The 17,632-nt window shown below is 72.7% G+C and carries 19 protein-coding genes; 11 read left to right on the top strand and 8 right to left on the bottom strand.

Translation table 11 applies throughout. The features are described 5' to 3' along the window. Positions 1 to 29 precede the first annotated feature (29 nt). The 4 genes from ACWDR7_RS00190 (at position 30) to ACWDR7_RS00205 (ending at position 3,816) form a co-directional block, all read left to right on the top strand. A complete protein-coding gene (locus tag ACWDR7_RS00190) occupies positions 30 to 1,286 on the top strand; it encodes an Nramp family divalent metal transporter (protein ID WP_449852927.1) in 1,257 nt (418 codons plus the stop codon). A 13-nt stretch (positions 1,287 to 1,299) separates the two neighbouring features. Continuing rightward, positions 1,300 to 1,902 carry a metal-dependent transcriptional regulator gene (locus tag ACWDR7_RS00195; RefSeq protein ID WP_449852928.1) on the top strand — a complete coding sequence of 201 codons (603 nt, stop codon included), beginning with the start codon at positions 1,300 to 1,302 and terminating at the stop codon, positions 1,900 to 1,902. 120 nt (positions 1,903 to 2,022) lie between these two features. Further along, positions 2,023 to 2,943: an ABC transporter ATP-binding protein gene (locus ACWDR7_RS00200; RefSeq protein ID WP_449852929.1), complete on the top strand. Its 921-nt coding sequence runs from the start codon at positions 2,023 to 2,025 to the stop codon at positions 2,941 to 2,943. Between the two features lie 27 nt (positions 2,944 to 2,970). Then, on the top strand, positions 2,971 to 3,816 hold the full coding sequence (locus ACWDR7_RS00205) for a hypothetical protein (RefSeq protein ID WP_449852930.1): 846 nt from the start codon (positions 2,971 to 2,973) through the stop codon (positions 3,814 to 3,816). A 28-nt stretch (positions 3,817 to 3,844) separates the two neighbouring features. Here ACWDR7_RS00205 and ACWDR7_RS00210 read toward each other — a convergent pair whose 3' ends face one another. Then, a complete protein-coding gene (locus ACWDR7_RS00210; protein WP_449852931.1) occupies positions 3,845 to 4,831 on the bottom strand; it encodes an SDR family NAD(P)-dependent oxidoreductase in 987 nt (328 codons plus the stop codon). An 87-nt stretch (positions 4,832 to 4,918) separates the two neighbouring features. Here ACWDR7_RS00210 and ACWDR7_RS00215 point away from each other — a divergent pair, with 87 nt between their 5' ends. After that, positions 4,919 to 5,737 carry an HAD-IIA family hydrolase gene (locus tag ACWDR7_RS00215; RefSeq protein WP_449852932.1) on the top strand — a complete coding sequence of 273 codons (819 nt, stop codon included), beginning with the start codon at positions 4,919 to 4,921 and terminating at the stop codon, positions 5,735 to 5,737. Positions 5,738 to 5,955: 218 nt separating this feature from the next. Here the strand turns inward: ACWDR7_RS00215 and ACWDR7_RS00220 are convergent, their stop codons facing one another. Both ACWDR7_RS00220 and pyrE read right to left on the bottom strand, forming a co-directional pair. Next, positions 5,956 to 6,858 (bottom strand): ROK family protein, encoded by a 903-nt coding sequence (locus tag ACWDR7_RS00220; RefSeq protein ID WP_449852933.1) that lies wholly within the window; start codon positions 6,856 to 6,858, stop codon positions 5,956 to 5,958. Next, on the bottom strand, positions 6,855 to 7,436 hold the full coding sequence (gene pyrE / locus ACWDR7_RS00225) for an orotate phosphoribosyltransferase (protein WP_449852934.1): 582 nt from the start codon (positions 7,434 to 7,436) through the stop codon (positions 6,855 to 6,857). The genes ACWDR7_RS00220 and pyrE overlap by 4 nt, the downstream gene beginning before the upstream one ends. 84 nt (positions 7,437 to 7,520) lie before the next feature. Here pyrE and ACWDR7_RS00230 point away from each other — a divergent pair, with 84 nt between their 5' ends. The 3 genes from ACWDR7_RS00230 (at position 7,521) to ACWDR7_RS00240 (ending at position 10,469) form a co-directional block, all read left to right on the top strand. After that, the gene (locus tag ACWDR7_RS00230; protein ID WP_449852935.1) at positions 7,521 to 8,366 is read left to right on the top strand and encodes an exodeoxyribonuclease III; all 846 of its coding nucleotides are present in this window, start codon (positions 7,521 to 7,523) and stop codon (positions 8,364 to 8,366) included. A gap of 76 nt (positions 8,367 to 8,442) precedes the next feature. Beyond that, positions 8,443 to 9,777, top strand: coding sequence for a sensor histidine kinase (locus tag ACWDR7_RS00235; RefSeq protein ID WP_449852936.1), 1,335 nt, complete (start codon positions 8,443 to 8,445; stop codon positions 9,775 to 9,777). Beyond that, complete coding sequence (locus tag ACWDR7_RS00240; RefSeq protein ID WP_449852937.1) at positions 9,774 to 10,469, top strand: response regulator; 696 nt, start codon at positions 9,774 to 9,776, stop codon at positions 10,467 to 10,469. Before ACWDR7_RS00235 ends, ACWDR7_RS00240 begins: the two co-directional genes overlap by 4 nt. 144 nt (positions 10,470 to 10,613) lie before the next feature. Here ACWDR7_RS00240 and ACWDR7_RS00245 read toward each other — a convergent pair whose 3' ends face one another. Next, on the bottom strand, positions 10,614 to 11,171 hold the full coding sequence (locus tag ACWDR7_RS00245) for an NADPH-dependent FMN reductase (RefSeq protein WP_449852938.1): 558 nt from the start codon (positions 11,169 to 11,171) through the stop codon (positions 10,614 to 10,616). Between the two features lie 197 nt (positions 11,172 to 11,368). On the opposite strand from ACWDR7_RS00245, the gene ACWDR7_RS00250 reads away from it, so the two are divergent. Together ACWDR7_RS00250 and ACWDR7_RS00255 are read left to right on the top strand one after the other, a co-directional pair. Next, positions 11,369 to 12,253: an ABC transporter ATP-binding protein gene (locus tag ACWDR7_RS00250; protein WP_449852939.1), complete on the top strand. Its 885-nt coding sequence runs from the start codon at positions 11,369 to 11,371 to the stop codon at positions 12,251 to 12,253. Then, positions 12,250 to 13,344 (top strand): ABC transporter permease, encoded by a 1,095-nt coding sequence (locus ACWDR7_RS00255; RefSeq protein ID WP_449852940.1) that lies wholly within the window; start codon positions 12,250 to 12,252, stop codon positions 13,342 to 13,344. The genes ACWDR7_RS00250 and ACWDR7_RS00255 overlap by 4 nt, the downstream gene beginning before the upstream one ends. Before the next feature lie 93 nt (positions 13,345 to 13,437). Here the strand turns inward: ACWDR7_RS00255 and ACWDR7_RS00260 are convergent, their stop codons facing one another. Further along, positions 13,438 to 15,585 (bottom strand): ATP-dependent Clp protease ATP-binding subunit, encoded by a 2,148-nt coding sequence (locus tag ACWDR7_RS00260; RefSeq protein ID WP_449852941.1) that lies wholly within the window; start codon positions 15,583 to 15,585, stop codon positions 13,438 to 13,440. A 177-nt stretch (positions 15,586 to 15,762) separates the two neighbouring features. Continuing rightward, complete coding sequence (locus ACWDR7_RS00265; protein WP_449852942.1) at positions 15,763 to 16,767, bottom strand: GlxA family transcriptional regulator; 1,005 nt, start codon at positions 16,765 to 16,767, stop codon at positions 15,763 to 15,765. A gap of 117 nt (positions 16,768 to 16,884) precedes the next feature. On the opposite strand from ACWDR7_RS00265, the gene ACWDR7_RS00270 reads away from it, so the two are divergent. Continuing rightward, a complete protein-coding gene (locus ACWDR7_RS00270) occupies positions 16,885 to 17,040 on the top strand; it encodes a hypothetical protein (protein WP_449852943.1) in 156 nt (51 codons plus the stop codon). A gap of 4 nt (positions 17,041 to 17,044) precedes the next feature. On the opposite strand, the gene ACWDR7_RS00275 is transcribed toward ACWDR7_RS00270, so the two are convergent. Continuing rightward, on the bottom strand, positions 17,045 to 17,185 hold the full coding sequence (locus ACWDR7_RS00275) for a DUF1272 domain-containing protein (RefSeq protein WP_449852944.1): 141 nt from the start codon (positions 17,183 to 17,185) through the stop codon (positions 17,045 to 17,047). Next, complete coding sequence (locus ACWDR7_RS00280; RefSeq protein ID WP_449852945.1) at positions 17,182 to 17,595, bottom strand: rhodanese-like domain-containing protein; 414 nt, start codon at positions 17,593 to 17,595, stop codon at positions 17,182 to 17,184. Before ACWDR7_RS00280 ends, ACWDR7_RS00275 begins: the two co-directional genes overlap by 4 nt. Between the last annotated feature and the right edge of the window lie 37 nt (positions 17,596 to 17,632).

Below are 17,632 nucleotides of genomic sequence, written 5' to 3' on the forward strand. Positions count from 1 at the left end.
TGTGCCTAAAAATCTGGCACACTGTCGGGATGACGACGGCGAAGACGCGCTCGGCACCCCGCCCGGCCTGGCTGCTCGGGCCCGCCCTCGTGGCGGGCGTCGCGTACCTCGACCCCGGCAACGTCGCCACGAACATGTCGGCCGGCGCGCAGTTCGGATACCTGCTCGTGTGGCTGGTCGTGCTCGGCAACGCCATGGCCTGGCTCATCCAGTACCTCTCGGCCAAGCTCGGCGTCGTGACCGGTCGTAGCCTGTCGCAGACCCTCGGCGAGCGCATCCGCCGGCCGTGGGCGCGGCGCGCGTACTGGCTGCAGGCCGAGCTCGTCGCGATGGCGACCGACATCGCCGAGATCATCGGCGGCGCCGTGGCCCTGTGGCTGCTCTTCGACATCCCGCTGCTGGTCGGCGGCGTCATCACGAGCGCCGTGTCGATGATCCTGCTCGCCGTGCAGTCCACGCGCGGGGCGAAGCCGTTCGAGTTCGTCATCATCGGGCTCATGGCCGTCATCGCCGTCGGCTTCACGGTGGGCGTGTTCGTGGGCCCGCCCGATCCGGCCGCCACCGCGGCGGGACTCGTGCCGCGGTTCGAGGGCACCGCGTCGGTGCTGCTGGCCGCGTCGATCCTCGGCGCCACGGTCATGCCGCACGCCATCTACGCCCACAGCGCCCTCTCGCGCGACCGGTTCCACGCGCCCGTGCGGCGATCCGCGCTGCACGAGGAGGCCGGCGTGCGCATCCCCCGCCTGCTGCGCGCCACCAAGCTGGACGTCACGATCGCGCTCGTCATCGCCGGCACCGTGAACCTCGCGATCCTGCTGCTGGGGGCCGCGAACCTGCCCGGCGTGCCGGGCACCGACAGCCTCGAGGGCGCCCATGCGGCGCTGTGGAGCGGCCTCGGGCCGGTGATCGCGACGCTGTTCGCGGTGGGGCTGCTGGCCAGCGGGCTGGCCTCGACGTCGGTGGGCGCCTATGCCGGGGCCGAGATCATGTCGGGGCTGCTGCGGGTGCGCATCCCGCTGCTCGCCCGCCGGCTCATCACGCTCGTGCCGGCCCTGGCGATCCTCGCGGTCGGCTTCGATCCCACGCGGGCGCTCATCCTCAGCCAGGTGGTGCTGTCGTTCGGCATCCCCTTCGCCCTCATCCCGCTCGTCGCGCTCACGGCGCAGGATCGCACGCTCGGCCCCTTCCGCAACCGCTGGTGGACGACCGCGCTCGGCGTCGTCTGCAGCGCATTCCTCATCGCGCTCAACGGCGCGCTGCTGTGGCTGACGTTCACGGGGACCTGAGTACCCTGGTGGCGTGCCCTCCCCCGCTGTCGACGACTACCTGAAGACGGTGTACGCGCACACCGAGTGGCAGGACGCGCCCATCACTCCGTCGGTGCTCGCGTCGCGGCTGGGGATCGCTCCGTCGAGCGTGACCGAGATGGTCAAGAAGCTCGCGGCGCATGGCCTCGTGGCGCACGAGCCGTACCGCGCCGTGCGCCTCACGCCCGAGGGCGAGCGCCGCGCGCTCGAGATGACGCGCCGGCACCGGCTGATCGAGACGTGGCTCGTGCGCGAGTTCGGGTACACGTGGGACGAGGTGCACGACGAGGCCGAGGTGCTCGAGCACGCGATCAGCGACCGGCTGCTCGAGAAGATCGACGAGCGACTGGGCCGACCCCGCTTCGACCCGCACGGCGACGCGATCCCCGATGCGTCCGGCCGCGTGGAGCGCGAGCCGTTCGTGCTGCTGGCCGAGGCCGCGCCCGGGCACGAGGGGCGCGTGCTGCGCGTGAGCGACCGCGATCCGCAGTTGCTGCGCGCCATCGAAGACGCGGGCATCGAGGTCGGCTCGACCCTGCGCGCCGGCGCCCCCGTGCCCCCGGGCGCCGAGGACGCCATCTGGCTCAGCGCCTGACCGGCGCCGCCACCACAGCAGGGACGCCCTCCGCGCGCCGGAGGATCATCCTCCGGGACGATGCGGGATGGTCCCGTGCGCCGATGCACCGGCCCCGCCCGGCCCCGTAGCGTGAGGCCCATGATCACGGCAGAGAACCTCACGAAGCGCTTCGGCGCCCACACGGCGGTCGACGACGTCTCGTTCGTCGCCAGGCCCGGGCAGGTGACCGGCTTTCTCGGCCCGAACGGCGCCGGCAAGTCGACCACGATGCGCATGATCATGGGGCTCGACCGCCCCACGTCCGGGCGCACGACCGTGGGCGGCCGTCCGTTCGCGGAGCACGCCGATCCCATGCGCCAGGCCGGCGCACTGCTCGACGCGAAGGCCGTGCACCCCGGCCGCACCGCCGAGGCGCACCTGCGCATGCTCGCCGCGACGAACGGCATCTCCCGCTCGCGCGTGAGGGAGGTGCTCGAGCTGACGGGCATCGAGTCCGTGGCGCGACGGCGGATCGGCGGATTCTCGCTGGGCATGCACCAGCGCCTCGGGATCGCCGCGACGATGCTGGGCGACCCGCAGGTGCTCATCTTCGACGAGCCCGTGAACGGCCTCGACCCCGAGGGCGTGCACTGGGTGCGCGGCTTCGCGCGGGCGCGCGCGGCCGAGGGCCGCACGGTGTTCATCTCGTCGCACCTCATGAGCGAGATGGCGCAGACGGCCGACCACATCATCGTGCTCGGCCGGGGCCGCGTGCTCGCCGACGCCCCGATCGCCGAGTTCCTCGCCGCCGCACGCCGCGAGGTCACGCGCGTGCGCGTCTCGGACGCCGCCGCCCTGGCCTCGCTGCTCGGCGCGGATGGCGTGTCCGTCCCGCCCGAAGCCGACGGCGCCCTCGAGATCGCCGGCGTGCCGCCGCGGCGCATCGCGCGCATCGCCGCCGAGGCCGGCCTCGAGCTCGACGAGCTCACGCCCGTCTCGGCCTCCCTCGAGGAGGCCTACCTCGCGCTCACCGGCGAGGCCACCGAGTACCGCAGCGACGCCGCCGCCGTCGCCGCCTGAGCTGGATTCCCCGAAAGGCATATGACGATGTCATCCCTCACATCCGCCGCCCCCGTCCAGACGCCGCACACCCCCGCCACGGCCTCCCGCCTCACGTTCGGCGGCCTCGTGAAGGCCGAGTGGATCGCCCTCACCAGCCTGCGCGGCACGCACGTGTCGCTGTGGGTCGGAGCCGCGCTGGCCTTCGCCCTCACCGCGGGCATGGCCTTCATGTTCGGCGTGTCCACCAATCAGGCCGAGTTCCCCATGCCGATGGAGGCCGTGCCGCCGCTGCCGATGGCCATCGTCAACGGCTACATCGTCGCGATCGCGGTGGGCGTGGTGCTCGGCGCGGCCGCGTACGCCAAGGAGCACGCCACCGGCTCGCTGCGCACGCAGCTGGCGGCCGCGCCCCGCCGCGTCTCCACCCTCGCCGCCAAGGCCGTCGTGGTCGGGGCGACGCTGTTCGCCTTCGCGGCGGTCGGCTTCGCCCTCTGCCTCGCCGCGTGCGCCGCCATCTATGCCTCCTTCGGCATGCCCACGAACGCGCCCGACGTGCTCGCGGATCTCGTGCTTCCCGTGCTCGGCCTCGCGTTGGGCACGGCCCTGGCCGGCGTCTTCGGGCTCGGCCTCTCGGCCATGCTGCGCTCGGAGACGTGGTCGATCACGCTCACCTTCGTCTTCCTGTTCGTGCTGCCGATGATCATGGCCACGCTGCCGTGGGAGTGGGCCCACCGCGTCTCGGAGTACCTGCTCGGCACGACCATCCAGGTGCTGCCCGACACGACCGGCGGCCTCACGGGCGAGTACCTGACCGACCTCGCGGTCACGATCGCGTGGGTGGCGGCGGCCTTCGCCGGCGGTGCCGCCGTCATGCACCGCCGCGACGCGTAGCCCGCGGGATGCGCCCGCGCGGCCGCGCTCAGCGCGCCGCGCGGGCCGCCCTCGCGAACGGCCACTCGCTGCGGGTGAGGCGCTCGCACTCCTCCCACACCCGGCGGCGGATCTCGGGATCGCTCGAGGTCGCCGAAGGCGTCTGCCGCACCGGCGCGCCGCGCGTGACGAAGCGCGGGCCCCAGTACTCCCCGCCCCGCACGCGCGGATCGATGAGCGCGCGCACCGGCGCCCACGCGCCGCGCTCCTTGCTCTGCGCGATGGGCGCCTGCAGCGCGTCGCGCACGCGCTTCCAGCGGCTCGGCTGATTCACCCCGTGCACGGTGGGGGTCCGCCCGCCGATCGAGTAGCCGGGGTGCGCCACGACGCTCGCCACCGGCACGTCGGCGGCCCTCAGCCGCGCGTCGGCCTCGAGCCCCAGCGCCTGGACGACGACCTTCGACTGCACGTAGGCGCGCCACGCCGCGTACTCGCGCTCCAGCTGCATGTCGGTCGGGTCATACGCCCCCATCCGCGTGGAGACGCTGCCGAGCCAGACGATCCGGACGTCACTCCCGCGCGCCGCGGTCTTCGCGAGCGTCACGAGCAGCTCCGCGGCGAGCACGAAGTGCCCGAGGGCGTTGGTGGCGATCACGAGCTCGCGGCCGTCTCGCGTCAGCTCGCGCGTGCGCGGCGTGTGCACGATCCCCGCGTTCAGCAGCACGCCGTCGAGGCGCCCGCGCTGGAACAGGCCGCCGCGCACCGAGGCCGCCGCCGCGCGGATCGATCCAGGATTCGCGACGTCGAGCAGCAGCGTCTCGACCGACGCGCCGGGCACGCGGGCCTCGAGGGCGTCGTGGGCCGCGGCGAGGCGATTCGGGTTGCGCCCGCTCAGGATGACGTGCGCGCCGGCGCCCGCCAGCTGCTCGGCGGCGAAGTAGCCGAGCCCCTTGTTGCCGCCCGTGATGAGGAACGTGCGTCCGGACTGGTCCGGCAGGCGCGCGGGATCCCACGACGGACGTTCGCGGGCGATCACCCTCCGAACATATCCCCGGCGCGTGCCCGGATCGGCACGGCGCGCTGCCGGGGAGCGCACGGCGGCCGCGCGGAATAGGCTGGCCACATGGCGCGACGCGACGGAATCGAGTGCTGGCTGACCGACATGGACGGCGTCCTCGTGCACGAGGACCAGCCCGTCCCCGGCGCCCGGGAGCTGCTGACGCAGTGGCGCGAGACGGGCACGCCGTTCCTCGTGCTCACGAACAACTCGATCTTCACGCCCCGCGACCTCTCGGCGCGGCTGCGCAACTCGGGCATCGAGGTGCCCGAGCAGAACATCTGGACGAGCGCGCTCGCGACGGCGGCGTTCCTCAAGTCGCAGAGCCCCGGCGGCACGGCGTTCGTCATCGGCGAGGCGGGCATCCTCACAGCCATGCACGAGGCCGGGTTCATCATGACGGAGTCCGATCCCGACTACGTGGTGGTGGGGGAGACCCGCAACTACTCGTTCGAGGCGCTCACGAAGGCCGTGCGGCTCATCAACGGGGGAGCGCGGTTCATCTCCACCAACCCCGATGCGACGGGCCCGAGCGCGCAGGGCGTGCTGCCCGCCACCGGCGCCATCAACGCGCTCATCACGGCGGCCACCGGCAAGCAGCCGTACATCGTGGGCAAGCCGAACCCGATGATGTTCCGCTCGGCGCTCAATCGGATCGGCGCGCACAGCGAGAACACGGGCATGATCGGCGACCGCATGGACACCGACATCGTCGCGGGGATCGAGGCCGGCCTGCACACGGTGCTCGTGCTCACGGGCATCAGCACGCCGTCGTCGATCGAGCGCTACCCGTTCCGGCCCGACGAGATCGTCGACTCGGTCGCCGACCTGCTCGATCCCTCGATCGAGGGCGACGGCGGCGCGGAGCTGGACGCCGGGGTCTGACCGGCCCCGACCGGAGGGGGATCATGGACGCGCGCGATCTGCTGTTCGCCGTCGCCGTGCTGTGCATCGGCGGCACGCTGGTGGTGTTCGTGATGCAGTGGTGGCGCAACCGCGACAAGTAGCCGCGATCCGCGAGAATCCATCCACGCGCCGGGAATCCGTGCGCAACGGGATTGTCGGCGCGCAGGTGGATTCTCGGCGACCGGGGGCGCCGGCGCTCAGCGCAGCACGAGGGCGGCGGCGCCGACGAGCGGGCCCTCGTCGCCGAGCGCGCTGCGGACCACGCGCGTCGCGCGGGCGTAGGGGAGCGCGGCCGCCTCGCGCAGCGCCGCCGCGACGAGGTCGACGTAGTCGGCCGAGACGCGCGAGAAACCCCCGCTGATGGCGATGACCTCGAGGTCGAGCAGCGTCGTCGCATCCGCGAGCGCGCGGCCCACGGCGCGCGCCGATCGCTCGATCGCCCCGCGCGCGACCGCGTCGCCGGCGGCGGCGGATCGCGCGAGGTCCTCGCCGGTCTCGCCCGTCCAGCCCTGCTCACGCGCCCAGCGGACGGTGTGCGGCCCCGATGCGCTCTCCTCGGTCGTCGCCCCGTCGACGTGCGTCTGGCCCAGGTGCCCCGCGTTGCCGCTCGCCCCGCCGACCGGGCGCCCCTCGACGACGATCCCGCCGCCCACGCCCGTCGAGACGACGATCGACAGCGAGGCGCGCGATCCGGCCGCCGCGCCGATCCACGATTCCGCGAGCGCGAGACAGCCGCCGTCGTGCCGCAGGCGCACCTCGGCGTCGGGCAGACCGGTCGCCCCGATCACGGCGTCGCGCACCGCGTCGACGATCGCGAAGCCGTGCGCGCCCGGCATGTTCACCGGCGCGATCGTGCCGGCGTCCAGGTCGATGGGTCCGGCCGATCCGATGCCGGCGCCGGCGAAGTCCGCGTCGACGGGGAGGTGGGCGAGCGCCTGGCCGACGACGGCCGAGACGGCCTCGCGCAGCCCGTGCGAGGTGATGTCGCGGCCCGTCGCCCTGCGATGGCGCGTGCCGGGCAGGACGCTGCCGTCGGCGGCGACGAGCGCCGCCTCGACCTTGGTCCCGCCGAGGTCCACGCCCAGGGCGACGGCGCTCACTGCGGCTCGAGTCCCAGGTCGTCGAGGTCGATCGCGGCGCGCCACTCCAGGCCCTCGGCCTCGACGGCCGCCTGCGCGCCGGTCTTGCGGTCGACGATCACGGCGACCGCGAGCACCTCCGCGCCCGCGCGGCGCAGCGCCTCGACGGCCTTCAGGGCGGACTGCCCCGTGGTGGAGGTGTCCTCGAGCACGACGACGCGCCTGCCCTCGACTTCCGCGCCCTCGATCTGGCGGCCGCGGCCGTGGTCCTTCGGCTCCTTGCGCACGACGAACGCGTCGAGCGGCCGATCCGTGCCGGCCGAGGCATGCATCACGGCGTTCGCGATCGGGTCGGCGCCGAGCGTGAGGCCGCCGACCGCCACGACGCCGTCGATGTCGGCGATGAGGTCGCGCATGATGCGGCCGATCGCCGGGGCGGCGCGGTGGTCGAGCGTGAGCTTGCGCATGTCCACGTAGTACGTGGCCTTCTTGCCGCTCGAGAGCGTGAAGTCGCCGTGGAACACCGCCTCCGCCTTGATGAGCTCGATGAGCTGCTGACGGTCGGCTTCGAGCTCGGGCGTGGATGCGGGTGCGGCCATGCGCCCCAGTCTAGGGAGCGCGCGGGCCGGCCGCGCCGCGGGCGGCGCGATGCGGCGTCGGGGACGCCGATTAGGCTGGGAGCCATGCGCCTGGCCACCTGGAATGTGAACTCGATCCGCGCCCGCGTGGATCGCATCGTGGGCTTCGCGGATCGCGAGCACGTCGACGTGCTGGCGATGCAGGAGATCAAGTGCAAGCCCGAGCAGTTCCCGTACGAGGCGTTCGAGGCCGCCGGGTATCACGTCGAGGCACACGGTCTGAACCAGTGGAACGGCGTCGCGATCGCCAGCCGCGAGCCGATCGAGGACGTGGAGTATGCCTTCGACGGCATGCCCGGCTTCCTGAAGGGGCACGACGGCGACGACGCCCCGCAGGAGGCGCGCGCGATCGGCGCGACCGTGAACGGCGTGCGGGTGTGGAGCCTCTACGTGCCCAACGGCCGCACGCTCGCCGACCCGCACTACGCGTACAAGCTGCGCTGGCTCGAGGCGCTGCGGCAGTACACGGCGGGTGCCCTCGCCGCCGATCCAGATCTGCCGCTCGCGCTCGTGGGCGACTTCAACATCGCCCCGACCGACGCCGACAACGGCGACCCCGCGGTCGTCGAGGGCGCCTCCACCCACGTCTCGCCCGCCGAGCGCGAGGCGTTCCGCGCGCTGGAGGACGCCGGCCTGCGCGATGTCGTGCGGCCGTTCGTGCCCGAGGGCTTCACGTACTGGGACTACAAGCAGCTGAAGTTCCCCCGCAACCAGGGCCTGCGCATCGACTTCATCCTCGGCTCGCGCGCCCTCGCCGACGCGGCGGCCGGCGCCGCCATCCACCTCGAGGAGCGCAAGGGCGTGCAGCCGAGCGACCACGTGCCCGTCGTCGTCGATCTCGACTTCCCCGTGGACGAGGACGACGCCGACGTCCCGATGATCTTCGGCTGAGCCCGCCCGGTGCTTCGGCCCGCGGATCCGTCGCGCGGGGGAGGATCCCGGCCGAGCGGCCCCGTACGGTGAAGGGATGACGGCAGTACAGGACGCGCCCGTCGGCGCCCCCGCGGCGCCGGCCGACTCGGCGCGCAGGACCGGACCGACGCGGCAGCAGCTGCGCATGGACCTCGTGCTCGCGGGGACGATGTTCGTCGCCGCGATCGTGAGCGGGGCGCTCTCGTCCATCTCGCAGTTCTACGGCGAGCGGACCGCCGACGTCGTGTGGACGATCCCGCTCGCCATCGGCACGACGCTGCCGCTCGCGCTGCGCCGGCGGTACCCCGTTGCCGTCGCCGTGGTCATCTGCGCGGCCTACTTCGTGGGCGTGACCGCCTATGTGCCCGAGGCGTTCGCGAGCAATGTGGCCATGTTCATCGCGATCTACACGATCGGCGCGTGGCTGAACGACCGTCGCCGCGCGTTCTGGGCGCGCACGGGGATCGTCATCGCGATGTTCGTGTGGATGCTCGTGACCACCTTCCTCGCCGTCACGGGCGAGGCCTCGGACGATCCGGACCTGTACGCGGGCGCCTTCTCGCCGCTCGTCGCCTTCATGCTCATCCAGTGGCTCATCAACGCGGCGTACTTCGGCGGCGCCTGGTTCCTGGGCGACCACGCGTACCGCGCGGCCCTCGACCGGCAGGCGCTCAGCGCGCTGGCCGCCCGGCTCGAGGAGGAACGCGAGCTCTCGGCCGCGCAGGCGGTGGCGCTGGACCGCGTGCGGATCGCGCGCGAGCTGCACGACGTCGTCGGCCACCACGTGTCGGTCATGGGCGTGCAGGCCGGGGCGGCGCGCACGGTGCTCGAGACGGATCCGCATGCCGCGGAGGGAATGCTCCGCGGCATCGAGGACTCGGCGCGTTCGGCGATCGATGAGCTGCACCACCTGCTCGACACGCTCCGCAGCCCCGAGGACGAGGCGCGCGAGGCGCGCGAGGCGCCCTCGGCCCTGCGGCTCTCCGGCCTGGAGGAGCTGGCCCGCGCCATGACGGCGGCGGGCACGCCCACGCGGTTCACCGTGGTCGGCGAGCCGGTCGAGGTCTCGGATCTCGTGCACGTGAACCTGTACCGCATCGCGCAGGAGGCCCTCACGAATGCGCGTCGTCACGGCGGTCCCGACGTCACCGCCGACGTGCGGCTGCGCTACGAGCCCGACGCCGTCGAGCTGGAGATCGCGAACACGGGATGGGTGCGCTCGGGCGCGCGCCCGGGGATCGGGCAGCTCGGCATGCGCGAGCGCGCCACGGCCTGCGGCGGCACGCTGCAGTTGGGCCCCCGTCACGCCGCCGGCGGCCTCGAGCGCACGGGGTACCTCGTCCGCGTGCGCGTGCCGGTCACGCGCGGCGAGCAGGGGAGCGCCGCGTGACGCGCGTGCTGATCGTCGACGATCACGCCGCCATGCGGATGGGCTTCCGCACGATCCTCGCGGCCTCCGGCGTCGAGGTCGCGGGCGAGGCCGCGACCGGACGCGAGGCGGTGGATGCCGTGGGCAGCATGCGGCCCGACGTCATCCTCATGGACGTGCAGATGCCCGACCTGGACGGCATCGAGGCGACGCGCCTCATCCTCGCCGAGGCGTCGGCCGCCGACGCTCCGCCGCCGCGCGTGCTCATCGTGACCACGTTCGACCGCGACGACTACCTCTTCGCGGCGCTCGACGCCGGGGCCAGCGGGTTCCTCCTGAAGAACGCCGGTCCCGAGGAGCTCGTGAGCGCCGTGCGCGTCGTGGCGGCGGGCGACGCGCTGCTGGCGCCCGAGGTCACGCGCCGCGTGATCGAGCGGTTCGCGACCGCGGCGCCCGCGCCATCTACGACCGCGCCGTCCACGGCCCCGGCGAGCGCGCCGCCGGGCGTCGACCTCACCGCCGTCGACCTCACCGACCGCGAGGCGGAGGTGCTGCGGCTGCTGGCGCAGGCCCTCAGCAACGCCGAGATCGCTGCTCGGCTCTACATCGGCGAGGCGACCGTCAAGACGCACGTGTCGAACATCCTGCTCAAGCTCGGCGTGCGCGACCGCGTCGCCGCGGTGGTCTACGCCCATCGCCACGGCCTCGCCTGAGCCGCACGCGGAAGCCCGCACGCGGAAGCCCGCACGCGGAAGCCCGCACGCGGAAGCCCGCACGCGGAAGCCCCGCACGCGGAAGCGCCCCGGGCCGCACCGAGGTCGGTGCCGGGCCGCGGGGCGCTCGCGAGTGGGTGCGTGTCAGGCGTTGGCCTTCTGCACGCGGGCGACGAGGCCCAGGAACGTGTCGAGGTAGCCCTGCAGGAACGCCTTGGTGCCCTCGTTCGTGATCTCGCGGTTCTCGTCGATGAGGCCCGGGGTGAGCTGGATGAAGCCCTCGGGCTGGCCCATCACGATGGCGTCGACGTGCGAGAGCACGGCCTTGAGGTGCTGCTGCGCGGCGGCGGTGGCGATGCCGCCCTGCGAGCCACCGAGCACGGCCACCGGCTTGCGGCTGAGCGACATCTGGCCGTACGGGCGGGCCGACCACTCGATGGCGTTCTTCAGCACGCCGGGGATGGAGCGGTTGTACTCGGGCGTGACGATGAGCACGCCTTCGACGGCCTCGATGGCGGCCTTGAAGTCCTTGCCCACCTGGGGGAAGTCGGCGTCGTAGTCGGGCGAGTAGAAGGGCAGGTCCCTGATCGGGATCTCGACGAACTCCACGCCCTCCGGCGCGAGCTTCACGACGGCCTCGGCCAGCGTGCGGTTGATCGAGGTGCTGCTGATGCTGCCGACGATGTAGCCGATCTTGGTCACGGTTGATTGCTCCTGTACTCGGGAGGGGGTCTTCGGCCGGTCGGCCGATCCATTCAGGTGCAAGTTCTCGTCGCTCGGATCTATTCCCCCGCCCGGGGGAGCGCGGCCGCGGGGGAGCGGCCGGAATCCCCCACGCGGCGGATGTGCCGCGCACCGGGGCGTTCCTAGCCTGGACGCATCACCGAGAAAGGATGACCATGCTGCGACTGCAGGGGATCACCAAGAGCTACGGGGAGCGGAGGGCGCTCGACGGCGTGACGTTCGACGTCGCGCCCGGTCGCCTCACCGGTTTCGTGGGCGGAAACGGCGCCGGCAAGACGACGACGATGCGGATCGTGCTCGGCCTGCTCGCCCGCGACGCCGGCAGCGTCACGTTCGACGGCGTCGAGCTGACCGCCGACGACCGCCGCCGCTTCGGCTACATGCCGGAGGAGCGGGGCCTCTACCCGAAGATGAAGGTGCTCGAGCAGATCGCCTACCTCGCCCGCCTGCACGGCTACGGCCGCGCGGAGTCCACCCGCCGGGCGCAGGACATCCTGGAGCAGCTGGGCCTGGGGGAGCGCCTGAACGACAACGTCGAGGCGCTGTCGCTCGGCAACCAGCAGCGCGCGCAGATCGCCGCGGCCCTCGTGCACGACCCCGAGGTGCTCATCCTCGACGAGCCGTTCTCGGGCCTCGACCCGCTGGCCGTCGACGTCGTCGCCGGCGTGCTCCAGGAGCGCGCGGCCGGCGGCGCGGCGGTGCTGTTCTCGTCGCACCAGCTCGACGTCGTCGAGCGCCTGTGCGACGACCTCGTCATCATCGCCGCGGGAGCCGTGCGCGCCGCCGGATCGCGCGAGGCGCTGCGCGAGCAGCACTCCACCCGCCGCTACGAGCTCGTCTCGTCCGGCGACGCGGGCTGGATCCGCGACGAGGCCGGCGTCGAGGTGCTCGACTTCGACGGCGGCTACGCGCTGTTCGAGGCCGCCGACGCCACCGCCGCCCAGCGCGTGCTGCAGCAGGCCGTCGCCCGCGGCGACGTGGCGAGCTTCACCCCCCAGCGCCCCTCCCTCGCCCAGATCTTCAAGGAGGTCATCCAGTGAGCACCGCACCCCGGCCCCTCGCGCCCGCCCAGTCCACGTGGCTCGTCGCCGAGCGCGACATCATGGGACGCCTGCGCAGCAAGTCGTTCGTCATCTCGACGCTCATCCTGCTGCTCATCGTCGTCGGCGGCATCGTCGTGATGGGCATCGTGAACGCGACGTCCGGCGGCACGCCCGTGGCCGCCACGGCGGACGTCGCCGCCACCCTGCCCGACACCGACGCCCTCGAGGTCACGGAGGTGGCCGACCGGGCGGAGGGCGAGCAGCTCGTCCGCGACGGCGAGGTGGACGCCCTCATCGCGGCGAGCCCGGACTCGGCCACCGGCATGGAGGTGGTGGCGCTGACCGAGGCGCCCTCGGACGTCGTCTCGCTGCTGTCCGTCGCGCCCGAGGTCACGCTGCTCGACGACTCGGACGTGCCGTTCTTCCTGCGCTACATCCTCGGGATGATCTTCGGCCTCGTGTTCATGGGCGCGGCGCTCAGCTTCGCGATGCCGATCTCCACCGCCGTCGTGGAGGAGAAGCAGACGCGCGTCATCGAGATCCTCATCTCGACGGTCCCCGCCCGCGTGCTGCTGGCCGGCAAGGTGCTCGGCAACCTCGTGCTCTCGATGGGCCAGATCCTGCTCATCATCGCGGCGGCGACCATCACGCTGGCCGTGACCGGTCAGTCGGACGTGCTGAACGACTTCGGCGCCCCCATGGCCTGGTTCGCCGTGTTCTTCCTGTTCGGCTTCCCGATCCTGTCGGCGATGTTCGCCGCCGCGGGCGCCATGGTCTCGCGCCAGGAGGACATCAGCCCGACCGTCACGCCCATCATGATGCTCGTGATGATCCCGTCGTACCTGCCGATGTTCCTCGGCGACAATCCGGTGGTCATGACCGTCATGTCGTACGTGCCGTTCTCGGCGGCCATCGCGATGCCGATCCGCCTGTACTTCGACGAGGCGGCCTGGTGGGAGCCGATCCTCGCACTCGGGATCATGGCCGCCACGTGCGTCGCGATCGTGCTGCTGGGCGCGCGGATCTACGAGAACTCGCTGCTGCGCATGGGCGGCCGCGTCAAGCTCGCGGAGGCCCTCCGCAGCTGACCGCGCGCACGCCGCCGAACCCGCCCCCGATCCGCGAACCCGCGCCGGATCGGGGGCGGGTTCGCGCAAGGAGGGCGGGTTCGGCGGGGGAGATCAGGCCTCGGTCGGGCCCTGGCTCGTGAGCGCGAGCTCGTCGCCGGTCGCGGCCACGTCCACGCGCACGGCGTCGCCGTCGTGCACGCCGCCCGACAGGATCGCGCGGGCCAGGCGATCCTGGATCTCGGTCTGGATCAGCCGGCGCAGGGGGCGCGCGCCGAACACGGGGTCGTAGCCGCGCTCGGCCAGCCAGGCCCGGGCGTCGGGCGTGACGGCGAGCGTGAGGCGCCGATCCGACAGGCGCCGCTGCAGCAGGTCCACCTGCAGCTCCACGATCTGCGCGAGGTCGTCCTGCCCCAGCGCGTGGAACATCACGATGTCGTCGAGGCGGTTGATGAACTCCGGCTTGAACGCCGCGTGCACGAGCTGCATCACCTGCTCGCGCTTGGACTCGGGCGAGAGCGTCGGATCGATGAGCACGGGGGAGCCGAGGTTCGACGTGAGGATGAGGATGACGTTCTTGAAGTCGACCGTGCGGCCCTGGCCGTCGGTGAGGCGACCGTCGTCCATCACCTGCAGCAGCACGTCGAACACCTCGGGGTGCGCCTTCTCGACCTCGTCGAGCAGCACGACGCTGTAGGGGCGCCGGCGCACGGCCTCGGTGAGCTGGCCGCCCTGGTCGTAGCCGACGTATCCCGGAGGGGCGCCCACGAGGCGGCTGACGGAGTGCTTCTCGCCGTACTCCGACATGTCGATGCGCACCATCGCCTGCTCGTCGTCGAAGAGGAACGCCGCGAGCGCCTTGGCGAGCTCGGTCTTGCCCACGCCCGTCGGGCCGAGGAAGAGGAACGATCCCGTCGGCCGGTTCGGATCGCTGATGCCGGCCCGCGAGCGGCGCACGGCGTCGGCCACGGCGCGCACCGCGTCCTCCTGGCCGATGAGACGTCGCCCGAGCTCGGACTCCAGGTGCAGCAGCTTCTCGGTCTCGCCGCGCATCAGCCGGCCGACGGGGATGCCGGTCCAGGCCGCGATGACGCTTGCGATGTCCTCCTCGGTCACCTGGTCGCCCACCATGCGCTCGTCCGACTGCTCCACGCGCTCGGCCTCGGCCAGCTCGCGCTCGAGCGACGGGATCTCGCCGTACAGCAGCCGCGAGGCCCGCTCGAGGTCGCCCTCGCGCTGCGCGCGCTCGGCCTCGCCGCGCGCGGCGTCGAGGCGCGTCTTGAGGTCGCCGACCTTGTTGAGCGAGGCGCGCTCCGCCTCCCACCGCTCCTGCAGCTCGCCCAGGCGCTGCTCGTTCTCGGCCAGGGTCTCGCGCAGGGCCGCGAGCCGCTCCTGCGAGGCCGGGTCCTTCTCCTTCTTGAGCGCAAGCTCCTCGAGCTTGAGGCGGTCGACGTGCCGGCGCAGCTCGTCGATCTCGAGGGGCGCGGAGTCGATCTCCATGCGCAGCCGGCTGGCGGCCTCGTCGATGAGATCGATCGCCTTGTCGGGCAGCTGGCGGCTGGGCAGGTAGCGGTGGCTGAGCGACGCGGCGGCGACAAGGGCGCCGTCCGCGATCGCGACCTTGTGGTGCGCCTCGTAGCGCTCCTTCAGCCCGCGCAGGATCGCGATGGTGTCCTCCACGCTCGGCTCGCCGACGTACACCTGCTGGAAGCGGCGCTCGAGCGCCGCGTCCTTCTCGATGAACTCGCGGTACTCGTTGAGCGTGGTGGCGCCGATCATGCGCAGCTCGCCGCGGGCGAGCATCGGCTTGAGCATGTTCGCCGCGGCGACGGATCCCTCGCCGCCGCCCGCACCCATGAGCACGTGGAGCTCGTCGATGAAGGTGATCACGCGGCCCTCCGACTCGGTGATCTCCTTGAGCACGTTCTTGAGCCGCTCCTCGAACTGGCCGCGGTACATCGCGCCCGCCACGAGCGCCGAGATGTCGAGCGCGATGAGCTCGCGACCCTTCAGGCTCTCGGCCACGTCGCCCGCGACGATCCGCTGCGCGAGGCCCTCGACGACGGCGGTCTTGCCGACGCCGGGCTCGCCGATGAGCACGGGGTTGTTCTTCGTGCGCCGGGTGAGCACCTGGCTGACGCGGCGGATCTCGGCGTCGCGCCCGATGACCGGGTCGAGCTTGCCGGCCCGCGCGCGCTCGGTGAGGTTGATCCCGAACTGCGCGAGAGCGGTCTGCTCCTCCTGCTGCGGCTGATCCGCCATGTCCCCTCCGATGATCCGTGCGCACTTGAGTCCGACTCACTCAACTTTAGCAACCGTACCCGCCCGGGGGGAACCACCAGTCCCCGCGACACAGCAACTGTGCGCCGAGACAGCGGCGTCTGCACGCGGTCTCGGCGCGGGAATGCTGTCTCGCGGAGGGGGACGGGCCGCAGCCGGTCAGGCGAGGGCCAGCTCCGGCGCGGCCTGGCCCGCCGCGGCCTCCGCCGCGGGGGTGCACGCGAACCGCGCGCGGTAGGCCGTGGGGCTCGTGCCCAGCGCCCTGGCGAAGTTCTGGCGCAGCACGGCGGCGGATCCGAAGCCGCACTCGGCGGCGATCCGGTCGAGGCCCCAGTCCGTGCGCTCCAGCAGGCGCTGGGCGTGCATCACGCGCTGGCGGGCGAGCCACGCGGCGGGAGTCGTGCCGTGATCGGCGCGGAACCGCCGGGCGAACGTCCGCGGCGACATGTGCGCGTGGGCGGCCAGATCGTCGACCGTGAGGTCGCGGCTCAGGTTCGCCAGCGCCCAGTCCAGCGTGGGGGAGAGCGACATGCCCTGCGCCTCGGGCAGCGGGTGCAGGATGAACTGCGCCTGGCCGCCGTCGCGCTGCGGGGCGACGACCATGCGCCGCGCGACGACGTTCGTCAGCTCGGCGCCGATCTCCTGGCGCAGCAGGTGCAGGCACGCGTCGATGCCGGCCGCCGTGCCGGCGCTCGTGATGATGCGCCCGTCCTGCACGTAGAGCACGTCCGGATCGATCGTCGCCCGCGGGAAGCGCCGCGCCATCTCGTCGGCGTACATCCAGTGCGTGGTGGCGCGCCGCCCGTCGAGCACGCCCGCGGCGCCGAGGGTGAACGAGCCGCTGCACACGCTGAGCACCCATGCGCCGCGGTCGACCGCGCGGCGCACGACGTCGACCACGCGGGGGTCCACGTCGTCCCAGTACTGCCGGGGCGTCGCCGTGACGACGACCACGTCGGCCTCGTCGGCGAACGACAGGTCGTTCTCGACCTGCAGCGAGAACCCCATCTTCGTGCGCACCAGGCCGGGATCGGGCGTCACGGGACGGAAGTCGAACGTCGGCACGCCCTGGTCGGAGCGGTCGAGCCCGAAGGCCTCGCACACCACGCCGAACTCGAACACGGCGGCGCCGTCCAGCACGATGCAGGCGACGGTCTTGATCATGGATCCTCCCGGTGGCGGGATTCCTGCGGACAGCGGCAGTCGTGGTGGCAGGAATCGAACGGATTGCGTCGAGTCTGCCACTCGTGGCCGGATCCGCACAACCGTAGCTTTTCGGACATGGACCTTCTTCTCGGCATCCTCCTCGCCGCGGTCTCCGTCGCGGCCGTCGCGGCCACGCTGTGGCTGCTGCCCAACGACGGCTACGGTCAGCGCGTGTTCGGCACCGACGACTGGTCGCAGCCCCCGGATCTCGCCCCTCGTGGCGACCGGTGACCGCTCAGATCCGCACAAGCTCGCCCTGACAGTTCGGGCAGCGGCCACCCGGGAACGTCGCGACGCACGCGGCGCACCACGTGCAGCCGAACGAGCATGCGAGGAACGGCCCCTCGGCGCCCTCGCACCGCTGACAGGAGGTCACCGCACGACCCCGGTGAGCGGATCGACGGGGAAGCGCGTCTCGCCCTCGCCGCTGACGACGGGATAGCCCTCGCGCGCCCAGTACTCGAAGCCGCCGATCATGAGCCTCACCTCGTAGCCGAGCTCGGCGAGGGCCAGCGCCGCCTTGTCGCCGCCGTTGCAGCCGGGGCTCCAGCAGTACACGACGACGGGCGTGCCGGCAGGGATGTCGGCGGCCGCGCGCGCGGGGATCTCGCGGGTGGGCAGGTGGATGGCGCCCGCGGCCCGGCCCTGGGCCCACGCCTCGGCGGAGCGGGTGTCGACGAGGACGAAGCGCTCGCCCGCCTTCTGCGCGGCGCGCACGTCGGCGGGGTCGGTCTCGAAGGCGAGCTTGGCGCGGTAGTGCGCGGCTATGTCGGCGGGTGCGGTCATGGCCACACCGTAGGCGACGGCGCCGCCTCGCCCCGCC

The organism is Microbacterium sp. NPDC003461, from assembly GCF_053588335.1.

Coding starts and splice junctions, on each gene's coding strand:
- ACWDR7_RS00190 (WP_449852927.1), top strand. CDS start 30: ATGACGACGGCGAAGACGCGCTCGGCACCCCGCCCGGCCTGGCTGCTC.
- ACWDR7_RS00200 (WP_449852929.1), top strand. CDS start 2,023: ATGATCACGGCAGAGAACCTCACGAAGCGCTTCGGCGCCCACACGGCG.
- ACWDR7_RS00205 (WP_449852930.1), top strand. CDS start 2,971: ATGTCATCCCTCACATCCGCCGCCCCCGTCCAGACGCCGCACACCCCC.
- ACWDR7_RS00215 (WP_449852932.1), top strand. CDS start 4,919: ATGGCGCGACGCGACGGAATCGAGTGCTGGCTGACCGACATGGACGGC.
- pyrE (WP_449852934.1), bottom strand. CDS start 7,436: ATGGCCGCACCCGCATCCACGCCCGAGCTCGAAGCCGACCGTCAGCAG.
- ACWDR7_RS00230 (WP_449852935.1), top strand. CDS start 7,521: ATGCGCCTGGCCACCTGGAATGTGAACTCGATCCGCGCCCGCGTGGAT.
- ACWDR7_RS00235 (WP_449852936.1), top strand. CDS start 8,443: ATGACGGCAGTACAGGACGCGCCCGTCGGCGCCCCCGCGGCGCCGGCC.
- ACWDR7_RS00250 (WP_449852939.1), top strand. CDS start 11,369: ATGCTGCGACTGCAGGGGATCACCAAGAGCTACGGGGAGCGGAGGGCG.
- ACWDR7_RS00260 (WP_449852941.1), bottom strand. CDS start 15,585: ATGGCGGATCAGCCGCAGCAGGAGGAGCAGACCGCTCTCGCGCAGTTC.
- ACWDR7_RS00265 (WP_449852942.1), bottom strand. CDS start 16,767: ATGATCAAGACCGTCGCCTGCATCGTGCTGGACGGCGCCGCCGTGTTC.
- ACWDR7_RS00270 (WP_449852943.1), top strand. CDS start 16,885: ATGGACCTTCTTCTCGGCATCCTCCTCGCCGCGGTCTCCGTCGCGGCC.
- ACWDR7_RS00280 (WP_449852945.1), bottom strand. CDS start 17,595: ATGACCGCACCCGCCGACATAGCCGCGCACTACCGCGCCAAGCTCGCC.